At 70.4% G+C, this 13,544-nt stretch carries 10 protein-coding genes; 6 read left to right on the forward strand and 4 right to left on the reverse strand.

What is annotated here, in order from left to right:
* Nucleotides 1-7: 7 nt before the first annotated feature.
* Complete coding sequence (locus H483_RS35600) at nt 8-1,729, reverse strand: AMP-binding protein (protein WP_017838167.1); 1,722 nt, start codon at nt 1,727-1,729, stop codon at nt 8-10.
* 268 nt (nt 1,730-1,997) lie between these two features.
* Between H483_RS35600 and H483_RS35605 the strand changes: the two genes are divergently transcribed.
* The 4 genes from H483_RS35605 to H483_RS35620 all read left to right on the forward strand — a co-directional run bounded on the left by H483_RS35605 (nt 1,998) and on the right by H483_RS35620 (nt 6,551).
* A complete protein-coding gene (locus H483_RS35605) occupies nt 1,998-3,524 on the forward strand; it encodes a CoA-acylating methylmalonate-semialdehyde dehydrogenase (protein WP_031265188.1) in 1,527 nt (508 codons plus the stop codon).
* Nucleotides 3,525-3,586: 62 nt separating this feature from the next.
* Nucleotides 3,587-4,762, forward strand: a complete 1,176-nt coding sequence (locus tag H483_RS35610; RefSeq protein ID WP_017838169.1) for an acyl-CoA dehydrogenase family protein — start codon at nt 3,587-3,589, stop codon at nt 4,760-4,762.
* Nucleotides 4,763-4,765: 3 nt separating this feature from the next.
* Nucleotides 4,766-5,662: a 3-hydroxyisobutyrate dehydrogenase gene (gene mmsB, locus H483_RS35615; RefSeq protein ID WP_017838170.1), complete on the forward strand. Its 897-nt coding sequence runs from the start codon at nt 4,766-4,768 to the stop codon at nt 5,660-5,662.
* A 25-nt stretch (nt 5,663-5,687) separates the two neighbouring features.
* Nucleotides 5,688-6,551 carry a LuxR C-terminal-related transcriptional regulator gene (locus H483_RS35620; RefSeq protein WP_031265190.1) on the forward strand — a complete coding sequence of 288 codons (864 nt, stop codon included), beginning with the start codon at nt 5,688-5,690 and terminating at the stop codon, nt 6,549-6,551.
* A 22-nt stretch (nt 6,552-6,573) separates the two neighbouring features.
* Here H483_RS35620 and H483_RS35625 read toward each other — a convergent pair whose 3' ends face one another.
* Nucleotides 6,574-7,872 carry a cytochrome P450 gene (locus H483_RS35625; RefSeq protein ID WP_017838172.1) on the reverse strand — a complete coding sequence of 433 codons (1,299 nt, stop codon included), beginning with the start codon at nt 7,870-7,872 and terminating at the stop codon, nt 6,574-6,576.
* 241 nt (nt 7,873-8,113) lie between these two features.
* Between H483_RS35625 and H483_RS35630 the strand changes: the two genes are divergently transcribed.
* Nucleotides 8,114-9,592 (forward strand): MFS transporter, encoded by a 1,479-nt coding sequence (locus H483_RS35630; protein WP_017838173.1) that lies wholly within the window; start codon nt 8,114-8,116, stop codon nt 9,590-9,592.
* Between the two features lie 118 nt (nt 9,593-9,710).
* On the opposite strand, the gene H483_RS35635 is transcribed toward H483_RS35630, so the two are convergent.
* A complete protein-coding gene (locus H483_RS35635; protein WP_017838174.1) occupies nt 9,711-10,217 on the reverse strand; it encodes a MarR family winged helix-turn-helix transcriptional regulator in 507 nt (168 codons plus the stop codon).
* Between the two features lie 221 nt (nt 10,218-10,438).
* Here H483_RS35635 and H483_RS35640 point away from each other — a divergent pair, with 221 nt between their 5' ends.
* A complete protein-coding gene (locus H483_RS35640; protein ID WP_017838175.1) occupies nt 10,439-11,848 on the forward strand; it encodes an acyclic terpene utilization AtuA family protein in 1,410 nt (469 codons plus the stop codon).
* A gap of 26 nt (nt 11,849-11,874) precedes the next feature.
* Here H483_RS35640 and H483_RS35645 read toward each other — a convergent pair whose 3' ends face one another.
* The gene (locus H483_RS35645) at nt 11,875-13,482 is read right to left on the reverse strand and encodes a class I adenylate-forming enzyme family protein (RefSeq protein ID WP_017838176.1); all 1,608 of its coding nucleotides are present in this window, start codon (nt 13,480-13,482) and stop codon (nt 11,875-11,877) included.
* Between the last annotated feature and the right edge of the window lie 62 nt (nt 13,483-13,544).

Raw genomic sequence — 13,544 nt, forward strand, 5'->3', positions numbered from 1 at the left:
CCGGCCGTCAGCGCAGCGACTCCTCTCGGAACTCGCCGGGGAAGTCCACCGAGGGGCCGTTGTCGCGCTCACCGTTGCGGAGTTCGACGCGGCGGATCTTGCCCGAGATGGTCTTGGGCAGGTCGGTGAACTGCAGCCGCCGGACCCTCTTGTACCCGGCCAGGTGGGTGCGGGAGTAGTCGAAGATCTGGCGGGCGGTGTCCTCGGTCGGCTCCCAGCCGCCGGCCAGGACGACGAACGCCTTCGGCACGCTCAGCCGCACCGGGTCGGGGGAGGGGACGACTGCCGCCTCGGCCACCGCCGGGTGTTCCAGAAGGACTGACTCCAGCTCGAACGGCGAGATCCGGTAGTCGGAGGACTTGAACACGTCGTCGGTCCGGCCCACGTAGGTGATGTAGCCCTCGGAGTCGCGCGACCCCACGTCGCCGGTGTGGTAGAAGCCGTCCGCATAGGCGGCATCGGTCCGTTCGGCGTCGCCGTGGTAGCCGACCATCAGGCCGAGCGGGCGGGGGTCCAGGCGCAGGCAGATCTCGCCCTCGGCGCCCTCGCCGGAGACCTCCTGCCCGGTGGCCGGATCGACCAGCACCACGTCGAAACCGGGGCACGGCCGGCCCATGGACCCGTCCTTGATGGGTTGCCCCGGGGTGTTGGCGATCTGCACGGTGGTCTCGGTCTGGCCGAAGCCGTCGCGGATCGTCACGCCCCACGCGTCGCGGACCCGCCCGATCACCTCGGGGTTGAGCGGTTCACCGGCGCCCACGGCCAGCCGCGGTGGGACCAGCAGCTGGGTGAGGTCGGCCTGGATGAGCATGCGCCACACGGTGGGCGGGCAGCACAGGCTCGTGACGCCGCAGCGGTCCATCTCCCGCATCATCGCGGTCGCGTCGAAGCGGGAGTAGTTGTAGATGAACACGCACGATCCGGCGATCCACGGGGTGAAGACGTTCGACCAGGCGTGCTTGGCCCACCCGGGCGAGGACACGTTGAGGTGGACGTCGCCGGGCTGCAGGCCGATCCAGTACATGGTCGACAGGTGGCCGGCCGGGTAGGAGGCGTGCGTGTGCTCGACGAGCTTGGGCTTGCTGGTGGTTCCGGACGTGAAGTACAGCAGCAGGGTGTCGTCGGCCCGGGTGGTGTGGCTGGGCTGGAAGTCGGGGGAGGCGTCCATCGCGGCGGCGAGGTCGGTCCAGCCCTCGGGGGCGCCGCCCACCGAGATGCGCTGGTAGTCGCCGGCGATCGTGGTGAACCGGTCGGCGAGCTCGTCGCGGGCGATCACGTGCTTGATCCCGCCGCGGGCGATGCGGTCACGCAGGTCGCCCTCCGCCAGCAGGGTGGTCGCGGGGATGACGACGGCGCCGAGTTTGATCACCGCGAGCATCACGTCCCACAGCTCCACCTGGTTGGCCAGCATGAGCAGGATGCGGTCCCCGGGTTCGACGCCGCGCTCACGCAGCCAGTTGGCGGTGCGGTCCGAGCGGACGCGCATCTCGTCGAAGGAGTACTTGGCCTCGGTGGGGGCGCCGCCGCCGTCGTGCTCCTCGACGATCCACAGCGCGGGGTCGCTGTTCCCCTCGGCCTCGACGTCGAACCAGTTCAGGGCCCAGTTCCACTCGTCGAGCTCGGGCCAGGAGAAGCCTGCCCGGGCGGCGTCGTAGTCCTCGGCGGTGGCCTGCAGGAAGTCGCGTGCGGCGCGGAAGCGGGTGGTGGCGTCGGTCTCGAGCGGGGCCATGGAGTCTCCTGACAGGCACGGGTGGTACTGCACGGGTGGAACCGGGCACGGGCAACCGTGGGCACGGGTGACGGTGCGCACGGTGAGTGAGTCAGCTCACAGTATGGGCGCGCCCCAGGGCGGCGGTACACCCGAAAGGGGAGGGTCGGGGGGTGTCCGGGCGCCCGCCCCCTGGATTACTAGGAGATGCAAGTATAGGGTGATGGCCATCACGGGAGAAGTGCCGCGCGGACATGACGGACCGCGGCCTCACGACGAAGGGATGTCCATGTCTGATCTCAGGCAGATCGACCACTACATCAACGGCACGAGGGTCGCCGGGGCGGGTGGCCGCACCCACGAGGTGTTGAACCCCAGCACGGGCGCGGCGCAGGCCGTGGTCCCGTTGGCGTCGACGGCCGAGGTCGACGACGTGATCGCCAAGGCCGCCGAGGCCCAGAAGTCGTGGGCGGCCCAGAACCCGCAGAAGCGCGCCCGCGTGCTCATGCGCGTCGTCGACCTGATCAACCAGAACATGGACGAGCTCGCCGAGTTGCTGGCCATCGAGCACGGCAAGACCACCCCGGACGCGCGTGGGGACATCCAGCGCGGCCTCGAGGTGCTCGAGTTCGCGATCGGGATCCCGCACCTGCTCAAGGGTGAGTACACCGAGAACGCCGGGGGCGGCGTGGACGTCTACTCCATGCGCCAGCCGCTCGGCGTCGTCGCGGGGATCACCCCGTTCAACTTCCCCGCCATGATCCCGCTGTGGAAGGCGGGCCCGGCCATCGCGTGCGGCAACGCCTTCGTGCTCAAGCCCTCCGAGCGCGACCCCTCGGTCCCGGTGCGCCTGGCCGAGCTGTTCACCGAGGCGGGGTTGCCCGACGGCATCTTCCAGGTCGTCCACGGCGACAAGGAGGCCGTCGACGCGATCCTGAACAACGACACGATCCAGGCGGTCGGGTTCGTCGGTTCGACCCCGATCGCGCAGTACATCTACGAGAACGCGGCCCGCACCGGCAAGCGCGCGCAGTGCTTCGGCGGCGCCAAGAACCACATGATCATCATGCCCGACGCGGACCTCGACCAGGCCGCGGACGCCCTGGTCGGAGCCGGTTTCGGCTCCGCGGGTGAGCGCTGCATGGCGATCTCCGTCGCCGTCCCGGTGGGCGAGGGCACCGCCGAGGCGCTGCTGGAGAAGCTGGTGCCCAAGGTCAAGGAGCTGCGGGTGGGCCACAGCCACGACCCCAACTCCGACTACGGCCCGCTGGTCACGCCCGAGTCCAAGGCCCGCGTGCTGGACTACATCGACCAGGGCGAGAAGGCCGGCGCGGAGATCCTCATCGACGGCCGCGGCGTGGGCGCCTACACGGACGAGTTCAACGGCGAGGACATCTCCGGGGGCTACTACGTCGGCCCCACGCTCATGGACAAGGTCACCCCCGACATGAGCGTGTACACGGACGAGATCTTCGGCCCCGTCCTCGTGGTGGTCCACGCCAAGGACTACGACGAGGCCCTGCGCCTGCCCAACGAGCACGAGTACGGCAACGGCGTGGCCATCTTCACCCGCGACGGCGACGCCGCCCGCGAGTTCGTCTCCAGCGTCCAGGTGGGCATGGTCGGCGTCAACGTGCCGATCCCCGTGCCGATCGCGTACCACACCTTCGGCGGCTGGAAGAAGTCCGGATTCGGCGACCTCAATCAGCACGGCCCCGAGTCGATCAAGTTCTACTCCAAGGTCAAGACGGTCACCCAGCGCTGGCCCTCGGGCATCAAGGACGGGGCCGAGTTCGTCATCCCCACGATGGACTGACCGGTCCCGCACCGCAGGAACCGGACACCGCGATAACCGGGCACCGTATGAGAGGAACACCCATGTTCACCCTGGATGACGACGACAAGGTCATCGTCGACACCGCCCGCGACTTCGCGGCCAAGCGGATCGCGCCCAAGGCGCAGGAGTGGGACGCGAGCCATCATTTCCCGAAAGACGTGCTCCGCGAGGCGGCCGAGATGGGGATGGGCGCCATCTACGTCTCGGAGGACGTCGGGGGCAGCGGGATGCGGCGACTGGACGGCGTCCGGATCTTCGAGCAGCTCGCCCGGGGATGCCCTTCGGTGGCCGCGTACCTGTCCATCCACAACATGTGCGTGTGGATGGTCGACGAGTTCGGCACCGAGGAGCAGCGTCGCGAGTGGATCCCGAGGATGGCCTCGCTGGAGCTGTTCTCGAGCTACTGCCTCACCGAACCGGGCGCCGGCTCGGACGCGGCGGCGTTGCGGACGAAGGCGGTCAAGGAAGGCGAGGGCGAGTCCGCGCAGTACGTGCTCACCGGCACCAAGCAGTTCATCTCCGGTGGGGGGCAGTCGGACGTCTACATCGTCATGGCCCGCACCGGGGAGGCCGGCCCCAAGGGCATCTCGGCCTTCCTGGTCCCGGCGGACTCCGAGGGGCTGAGCTTCGGTCCGGAGGAGCAGAAGATGGGGTGGAACGCCCAGCCCACCGCGCAGGTGATCATGGAGGGCGTCCGGGTCCCTGCCGCGAACCTCATCGGGGGCGCCGAGACCGGCGGCGAGGGTCTCGGGTTCACCATCGCGATGCGGGGCCTCAACGGCGGGCGCATCAACATCGCCGCCTGCTCCCTGGGCGGGGCCCAGGACGCGTACTCGCGGGCCGTCGCCCACGTGCGGGACCGGGAGGCCTTCGGCGGTGCGTTGATCGACGAGCCGACGATCCGCTTCACCCTCGCCGAGATGGCGACGGAGCTGGAGGCCAGCCGGCTCATGCTGTGGCGGGCCGCCGCGGCTCTGGACGCCAAGGAGCCGGACCACGTGGAGAAGTGCGCGATGGCGAAGCTCTTCGTCACCGACCACTGCTTCGACGTCGCGGACCGGGCGTTGCAGCTCTTCGGCGGGTACGGATACCTCGCCGAGTACGGAATCGAGAAGATCGTGCGAGATCTCCGGGTGCACCGCATCCTGGAGGGGACGAACGAGATCATGCGCGTCGTCGTCGGCCGGGCCGTCGCCGCGCGCGGACTGGGAGCGTAGGACATGGACAACCGATCGCAGACTGTGGCCTTCCTCGGGCTGGGCAACATGGGTGGTCCCATGGCCGCCAACCTGGTCGGGGCCGGATTCGTCGTCAGGGGGTTCGACCCGGTCGCCGCGGCACAGGACGCGGCCCGGACCGCCGGGATCACCGTGTGCGACTCGCCGGCCGAGGCGGTCCGGGGAGCCGGTGTGGTGATCACGATGCTGCCCAGCGGTGCGCTCGTGACCTCGACCTATGACGACGTCCTGGGCGAGGCGGGGGAGGGGACCCTGTTCATCGACTCCTCCACCATCTCGGTCGACGACGCGCGTGCGGTCCACGCCAAGGCCGTGGACGCCGGGATGCTCCAGGTCGACGCCCCCGTCTCGGGCGGCGTGAAGGGCGCGACCGCCGGAACCCTGGCGTTCATGGTCGGCGGGGAGGACGAGGCCTTCGCGGCCGCGCAGCCGGTGCTCGAGCCGATGGCGGGCAAGGTCATCCACTGCGGCGGAGCAGGGGCCGGCCAGGCCGCCAAGGTCTGCAACAACATGGTGCTCGCCGTGCACCAGATCGCGATCGCCGAGGCGTTCGTGCTCGCGGAGGGACTGGGTCTCGATCACCAGGCCCTGTTCGACGTGGTCACCGGTGCCACCGGCAACAGCTGGGCGCTGCACACCAACTGCCCCGTCCCCGGTCCCGTTCCCACCTCGCCCGCCAACAACGACTTCACTCCCGGCTTCGCGACGGCTCTCATGAACAAAGATCTCGGGCTGGCGCTCGCGGCCCTGGAGAGCACTGGTACGGTCGCTCCGCTCGGCGCGGCAGCGGCGGCCCTGTACGACGAGTTCGCGCAGGACAACGGTGGCAAGGACTTCAGCGCCATCATCTCCAGTATCCGCGAGTCCTCGCGGAGCTGAACACCTCCACTCTCGGGAGAACACCATGTCCACCCTCCGACCCAAAGATTCAGACGCTGTACTGGGAGCCCTGCGCCGAGCCCGCCGTGATTCCGGTATGCCCGTCGTCTTCGCCGGCGACGTCACCGGTGAGACCGCCAGACTGAACCACTTCATCGGGGTCCGCACCGACTCCATGCAGGGGCTGGCCGTGGCCAGGGGCCGTGGGCTCGGTGGTCACGTGCTGGCCTCGAAACGACCGGCGACGGTGCGCGACTACGAGGAGTGCTCGAGAATCACCCGCGACTACGCCGACGCGGTGGACCGCGAAGGCCTGCGGGCGATCATCTCGGTCCCCGTGATCGTCTCGGGGGTGGCGCGGACGATCCTCTACGGATCGGCTCGGGTCGCGACCCAGCTCGGCGACCAGGTCACCCGGACGTTCACGACCGTCGCCGCGGACCTGGCCTCGGAGTTCAAGGTCCACGACGAGGTCGACCGACGGCTGCGGATGGCCGATCACGCCGCGGCCGAGCAGAGCTTCGGGCTGGAATCGTCCGACAGGGAACGTCTGCGTGTCCTCCACGGTGAGTTGCGGGCCATCGCCGCCGAGCTCGGTGATCCTGATCTCCGCGAGAGGCTCCTGGCGGCGGGTTCCGCGCTGGCGGGGGTGGGCCGGGCTCCGGAGACGGGACGGGACCCCGGCCCGTCGTCGACGGTCCTGTCACCCCGGGAGATCGATGTCCTCGCACAGGTCGCTCTCGGGTGTTCCAACGCCGAGGTCGGCGCCCGACTGTCCCTGTCACCGGAAACGATCAAGGCCTACCTGCGCAACATCGGTACCAAGCTGGGCACACGGTCACGGATGGAGTCCGTGGCCCGGGCCCGGCTCCTGGGCGTCCTGCCCTGATCTGACACGGCCGACCCCCTCGTCACGCGGGGGTCGGGTGCACCCGGACCCTGACCCCGGTCGCCGGCCGGGTGAGCATCGTGGTCCACGGGAACGTCAGGTCGTCGGGGTCGTCGCTGATCCGCACCCCCGGCCTGCACAGCGCCGCGACGGTCGCGGACAGGGCGGTCACCGCGATCTTCTCGCCGGGGCACCGGTGGCCGGAGCGCACCCCGGCGCCCCCGTGTGGGATGAACGCCTCCAGTTGTTCGGCGTCATCGACGCCGAGGAACCGTTCCGGGTCGAACGTCCCTGCGTCGCGCCAGTGGTTCGGATCCGTGTCCGTTCCCTGGAGGTCGAGAAGGACGCGCTGACCCTCATGTACCGGGCAGCCGCGGACCTCGAAGTCCGTCGTGGCCAGCGCCGGCAGCATCGGGACGAACGGGTAGACCCGCCTCACCTCCTGGGCGAAGGCGACCGCCTCGGGGACCTCGGTGAGCCGGCCGGCGTCCGACGACGCCTCGCGGATGCGGTCCCGCCACGCGGGGTTCTCTGCCAGGGCCGCGGCGGCGAACGCCGCGAATCGGGCGACCGCCACGGTGGGGCGGGTGAGATTCTGCAGCTCCACCGCCGCGGTGCGGTCGTCGACCAAGCGGCCGTTCTCGTCACGGAGGTCGGCCATCGCCGCCAGGACCGAATCGGGGTCGGGGTAAATCGCCCCCGACCGGACCTTCCGCACCAGGGACGTGGCCCAGCGGTCGAGACGGAGGCGTTCCACCTGCGCCACGGGGTTCCCCGAGATCCGGCCGAAGGTGTCGAGGAGTCTGCTCATCTGACGCGCGCGCCTGTTCGACTCCTCGGGGCGCAGCGGCAACCCGGCCCAGCGGAAGGCCGCCCGGCCGTAGGCGGTGGTCGTGTCGTGGTAGACGGTGCCCGATCCGTGGCGCGACCACTCGTCGAGCATGTGCTCGAGTTCCTCCGCCACGAGGGAGGCGAAGTGTGCCACCCGGTCGTCGTCGTAGGCCAGGTCGGCGAGCGCGTTCTTCCGGACGGTGTGGGCGTCGCCGTCCAGGCCGTGGACAGCGCCGGGTCCGAAGAGCGGGAGCCGGACGAACGCGGGCATCGCACCCTCGCGCTTGACCTTGTCGGAGTCGTAGAAGTGGCGGACACCCTCCACTCCGCGCAGCAGCACGGCCTTGCGACCCATGAGGCGCAGGCGCACCGGCGTCTGCGAGTCGGCGGGCAGTCCCGCGCGTTGCCGCACGCGGGAGGTGAAGAGGTATCCGGAACGGAGGAAGTCGAGGGACTGTTCGCGGAGCCGTCGGTGATCGTTGGACGACATCGGTGTCTCCAGTCAGTCGGGGGCACGGTACGGCGCACACCCTAGGGCCGGCTGGCCCCCGGGGCATCCGGTCGGACACCACGACCCCGGGTGTGGGGCGGATCACGACCGACATACTTTCGGGTGTACCGGGTGTGGTGGTCATCACATACTGTTCGCCTCAATCGACGCCACAGCGTCGGCGATCACCCCTCTCGCCGGAGGTCCGATACCCGGCGAATCAGACACGACTGGAGTTGTCTTGACGCAGTCAGGAACCACCCCGCTGGGGGACGCGGCACCGCAGTCCCCCACTCTTCCGCAGGTCACGCAGAAGACCTCACTGAAGAAGGTCGCCGCGGCCTCCTCGATCGGTACCACCATCGAGTGGTACGACTTCTTCATCTACGGCACCGCCGCCGCGCTCGTCTTCCCGGCGCTGTTCTTCCCCGACCAGAACCCCGCGACGGCGACGCTGTCCTCATTCGCGACGTTCGCCGTGGCGTTCTTCGCCCGGCCGGTCGGTGCGGCGATCTTCGGCCACTTCGGTGACCGGATCGGCCGCAAGAACACCCTCGTGTGGACGCTCATCATCATGGGCGTCGCGACCGTGTTCATCGGTCTGCTGCCCGGGTACAGCACCGGGGCCTTCGGCGTCTTCTCGGGCGGCATCGGGATCTGGGCACCGACACTCCTCGTGGTGTGCAGGTTCTTCCAGGGCTTCGCGGTCGGCGGCGAATGGGCCGGGGCGACCCTGCTCACGGCCGAGTACGCTCCCGAGGGTAAGCGCGGCATGATGGCCATGTGGCCGCAGCTGGGCGTGGCCTTCGCCTTCTTCCTCTCCTCCGGCACGTTCCTCGTGTTCTCCCTCGTCGCCGGTGGCGGCGCGGATCTCGACAGCCCGTTCATGCAGTACGGCTGGCGTATCCCGTTCCTGCTCTCCGCCGTTCTGGTCCTGGTTGGTTTGTGGATCCGTCTCACCGTCGAGGAGACCCCCGTCTTCCGCCAGACCCAGGCCCGAGAGGCCAGGGAGGCCGCGGCGACCGAGGCGGCGGACCGGGCCGCGAACAGGGTCACCGCTCCCAAGACGCTGCCGTTCGCCGATGCGCTGCGGTACCAGTGGAAGGAGATCCTCATCGCCGGTGGCGCGCTCACCTCGCTGTTCTCCCTCTTCTACATGGGCACCTCGTTCCTCACCAACTACGCCACCGCCACCCTGGGCCACTCGCGTCCGTTCGTCCTGGGCATGGGCATGATCGCCGCGCTGATCTTCGGCGCCGCCATCGCGTTGTCGGCGATGTACTCCGACAAGATCGGCCGGAGGAAGGTCATCGGCACCTCGGTCGGGCTCGCCATCCCGTGGACGCTGTTCGTCTTCCCGATCCTCGACACCGGGTCGACCGTCGCCTTCGGTCTGGTCCTGTTCGTCACGCTGGTCATCTTCGGTATCGCCTACGGCCCGGCCGGCGCGCTGCTCCCGGAGCTGTTCCAGGCCCGCTACCGTTACACCGGCGCCGGCCTGGGCTACAACCTCGCCGGCATCCTCGGTGGCGCGCTGCCGCCGCTGGCCGCCGCCGCGATGATCGGCGCCGGCAACACCTTCGGCGTGGGCCTGATGCTCTCCGCGCTGTCCGTCATGTCCATGGTCTGCATCTTCCTCATGACGGAGTCGAGCAAGAACGCCATCCACGCCGACGCCGAGCCGGACGACTCACGGCTCGTCGCCACCGAGATGCCGTGACCGAGGTCTGACGAGCTCGGTTCAGGATCCGCACCACGGGTCTCCCACGAACAGCCGCGCCCGGCCCCACCCGAGAGGGGGCCGGGCGCGGTGTCGTCGGTGTGTACGACAGCGGCGGTCAGAAATCGCCGGCGGTCCGCCGGAGTGACGAGATGGCCTCGATCAGTGCCGACTGCTCGGACGGATCCATCCCGGGGTCGGAGAAGATCCCGGCGTTGAGCGCGGCGGTGGCCTCGGAGACCACACGTCTGCCCTCGGCGGTGATCTCCACCAGGGTGGTCCGGCCGTCGGTCGGATGTGGTCGGCGCTCGACCAGCCCGGCGTCCAGGAGGCGCTTCATCGCGCTGGTGACGCTGGTGACGTGCACCTGCAGTCGCTCGGAGGCCTTGGTGATGGGGAGCGAGCCGGACCTTGAGAAGGCCAGCAGGCGCAGGAGTTCGTAGCGGGGGAACGACAGGTTCCAGGGGCGCAGAGTCTCCTCCACCCGCGCCAGCAGGATCTGGTGCGCGCGCATGACCGATGTCACCACGGTCATCCCCTGGGCCGCGTCGATCCATCCCTCGCGTTCCCAGTTGGCGCGGGCCTGGTCGATGCGGTCGGGGATCGGGGCGGTCCTGGGGGGCACGGCTCACTCCTGGAGGACACGGCGGGCGTCTGATCAGGCGAGTCTATCCGCCCGGGCCTCGTGCGACCGGCAGACGTGCGGGACGGGACGACCGGCGGACCTCCGGGACGGCGGCCCCGCATATCCTCGTAGACGCCTTCTCGTTCCACGCTCGCCTCGCCGCGACCGGGGGCATGCTGGGAGAGGCGCACGCCGTCCACCGACAAGGAGCCCGAGGATCGATGACGACCACCCAGAGCCCCCTCCGCATCGGCAACGTCTCGGCCTCACGTGGTGACCGCGCCACCGCGACGGCCGAATTCCTCACGGCCGCCACGCTCGACGTCCTCGCCCTGGACATGCTCTCCGACGAGGCGGTGCTCGAGCTCGCCGGGCAACGGGTGGCGGGCGGGCCGGGATACGAGCGGGCCGCGGTGGTCCAGATCGGCGAGTGCCTCGGCCGCCTCGGTACCGGGGGGGTCCGGATCGTCACCAACGCCGGCGCCCTCGATCCCGAGGGGCTCGCCACCGAGCTGCGCGAGCTCGCCCGGTCGCGGGGTCTGGACCTTCCCGTGGCCAGGGTCGACCCCGGTGACGTGACGGACCGGGCCGCCGCGCTCGGTCTCGGTGAGGTCGATGTCGCGACGGTGCGCCACGGGGCCTTCGGCATCGCGCGGGCCCTGGCTGCCGGGGCCGTCGTCGTCGTCACCGGGCGCGTGAGCCGCGAGGCCCTCGTCACCGGCGCCGCCGCCGCGCACCACGGGTGGACACCGTCCGCACTCGACGCGCTGGCCGGATCGGTCGCGGTGGGACATGTGCTCTCCGGCGGACCCGGCGCGACGGGGGTCGTGGACTCCTCGACCGACGTCACCCGCACCACCGACCCCGTGACCGGCGGATACCCCATTGCGGAGGTCGCCGACGACGGGTGCGCGGTCGTCACGCGCCATCCCTCCGCCTTCGGCTCGGTCACCGTCGGGACCGTCACCGACCAGCTCCTCGACGGCGTCGCGGGGGCCCGCTACGCCGCGCCGGACGTGGTGCTGCGCCTCGACTCGCTCCGGTTGGCCCAGGAGGGCGCCGACCGGGTCCGGATCAGCGGGGCCCGTGGCGAGCCAGCCCCGCCCGTCGTGGCGGCGGTGGGCATGAGCCGCGGGGACGGGGAGGGCGCGCGTCCCTCCCGCGTCGCCCGTCCAGTCGCGCAGGAGGACGCCGGGCACTCGGTCGTGCTGCCCGACGGCACGCGCGTCGCGGTCCCGGTGCCGGGGGAGACCGCGGACATCGGACCCGGTGAACTGCCGACCCCGTGGACCCCGGGCACGGTCCCGGGCGGACGACCGGTCGCCGCCGCGCTGGGGTCGGTGGCGAGCGTCCGCCGGGGGGTCGTGGGACGCGGTGTCAACATCGCGGTGTGGACCTGGGACGACGCCGCGTTCGCGTGGCTCGCGGGCGAACTCACCGACGAGCGGTTCCGTGAACTCGTCCCGGGGCTGGAGGGTATGGATCTCCGCCGCTACCTGCTGCCCAACCTCCGGGCGGTCAACGTCGTCGCGCGGCCCCCGCGGGGCGAGGTGTTGCGACCCGGCCTCGGGTCCAACCTCGCGGCCGCGAGCCTGGAGATCCCGGGCGAGCTCCTCGAGGTCGGCCCCTGACCGGGACCGCCGCTGACCGGGACGGGTCAGGTCGCCGCGCGGAGCTCGACCTTCCGGATCTTGCCGGTCGCCGTGCGCGGGATGGTGTCGACCACCACCACGTCTCGCGGCCGGTGTGAGGAGGACAGGCGCTCGGCCCCGAACTCCATGACCGAGGCCTTGAGGTCGTCGCCGTCCGGCGCACCCTCTGCGGGAACCACTACCACCACCACGAGCTCTCCCCACCTGGGGTCGGGGCGGCCGACGCACGCGACCTCGGCGATGTGCGGGTGGTCCATGAGGACACGCTCGACGTGCAGTGACGAGACGTTCTCGCCGCCGGATTTGACGATGTCCTTGACGCGGTCGGCGAACCACACCACCCCCTCGGTGTCGATGCGCCCCAGGTCCCCCGAGTGCAGGCGGCCGCCCACGAACGCCTCGGAGTTGGCCTCGGGGTTGTTCCAGTAGCCCTCCATCACCGTGGGGCCGCGGTAGACGATCTCACCGTCCTCCCCGGTGGGCACGAGTGCGGAACCGCCCGGTTCACTGATCCTGTTCTCCGCGATCGGGGTGGGGTACCCCCAGGAGTCGGATTTGTCCGGGTTGAGCTCCGGCCACTGCATGACGGTGGCCGGAGTGCACTCGCTCATCCCCGAGGCCAGGACTATCCGGGCATCCGGGAGTGCGGCGTCGAGGCGCCGGCGCATCTCCTCGGACATCGGGGCCATGGCGTAGAGCAGGAACCGGAGCGAGGACAGGTCGAGGCCGCGGTCGGTCGCGTCCGCCAGGGCCTCCAGCATGAGGGGCAGGCCCACCAGGTGGGTGGCCCGGACGCGGGCGACGGTCTCGGCGTATCCGACCGGGTCGAAACCCGGCAGGAGGTGGACGGTCGCCCCCATGGTGACCGCCGACAGCAGGACCCCGTTGAGACCGGCGGTGTGGAAGAGGGGGAGCGGGCACACGGTCACCGAGGCCTCGGCGCCCCAGTTCAGGCCGAAGACGGCCCCGTTGCCCAGGGCGGCCATGGACACGGCGAGGTGCGAGGTGAGGACGCCCTTGGGGCGTGAGGTGGTGCCCGAGGAGTAGAGGCACTGCACGACCTGGCGGTCACCGATCACCGTGTCGGGGCTGGAGTCGTCGCCGGACAGCAGGTCGTCCCACCCGATCAGGTCGGGACCGTCGGCGGAGGCCGTAAATCCGTCGGGGACGCCTCCGATGACGACGACGGTCCGGATCCCGGGCATGGCGGCGACCGCTCCCATCACCAGTTCCGCGAGTGAACCGTGAACGACGAGGATGCGGGTCCCCGAGTCGGTCAGGGCGTGCGCGATGTTGTCCAGCCCGGACAGCAGGTTGATGGGCAGCGAGACCATCCCGGCCTTGGCCGTGCCGAAGTAGGTGGCCACGAACTCGCGGCAGTTCGTCGACAGGATCGCGACCGGCTCCTCCGCCTCGATTCCGTGCGCCACCAGACCGTGGGCGAACCGGTTGGAGACGGACTCGAGTTCGAGGAAGGACCACGACCCGGCATCGTCCGTGAGGGCGGTCCGGTTCGAGAAGGTGGCCGCCGCCCGGGTGGGGATGTCGCCCACCGAGCACCGGCGGGCCAGGGCGTGGTCCACGGGGTCGATTCCGGTCATGTCCAGTCGCATGGTGCCTCCGTAAGGGGTCGGGGAGAGGGGTCGGGCGTCCCGCGTCGGGAGTGATGTGGGTC

Origin of the sequence: Dietzia sp. UCD-THP, from assembly GCF_000349585.1 — a bacterium.
In the GTDB taxonomy this organism is placed as follows: domain Bacteria; phylum Actinomycetota; class Actinomycetes; order Mycobacteriales; family Mycobacteriaceae; genus Dietzia; species Dietzia natronolimnaea_A.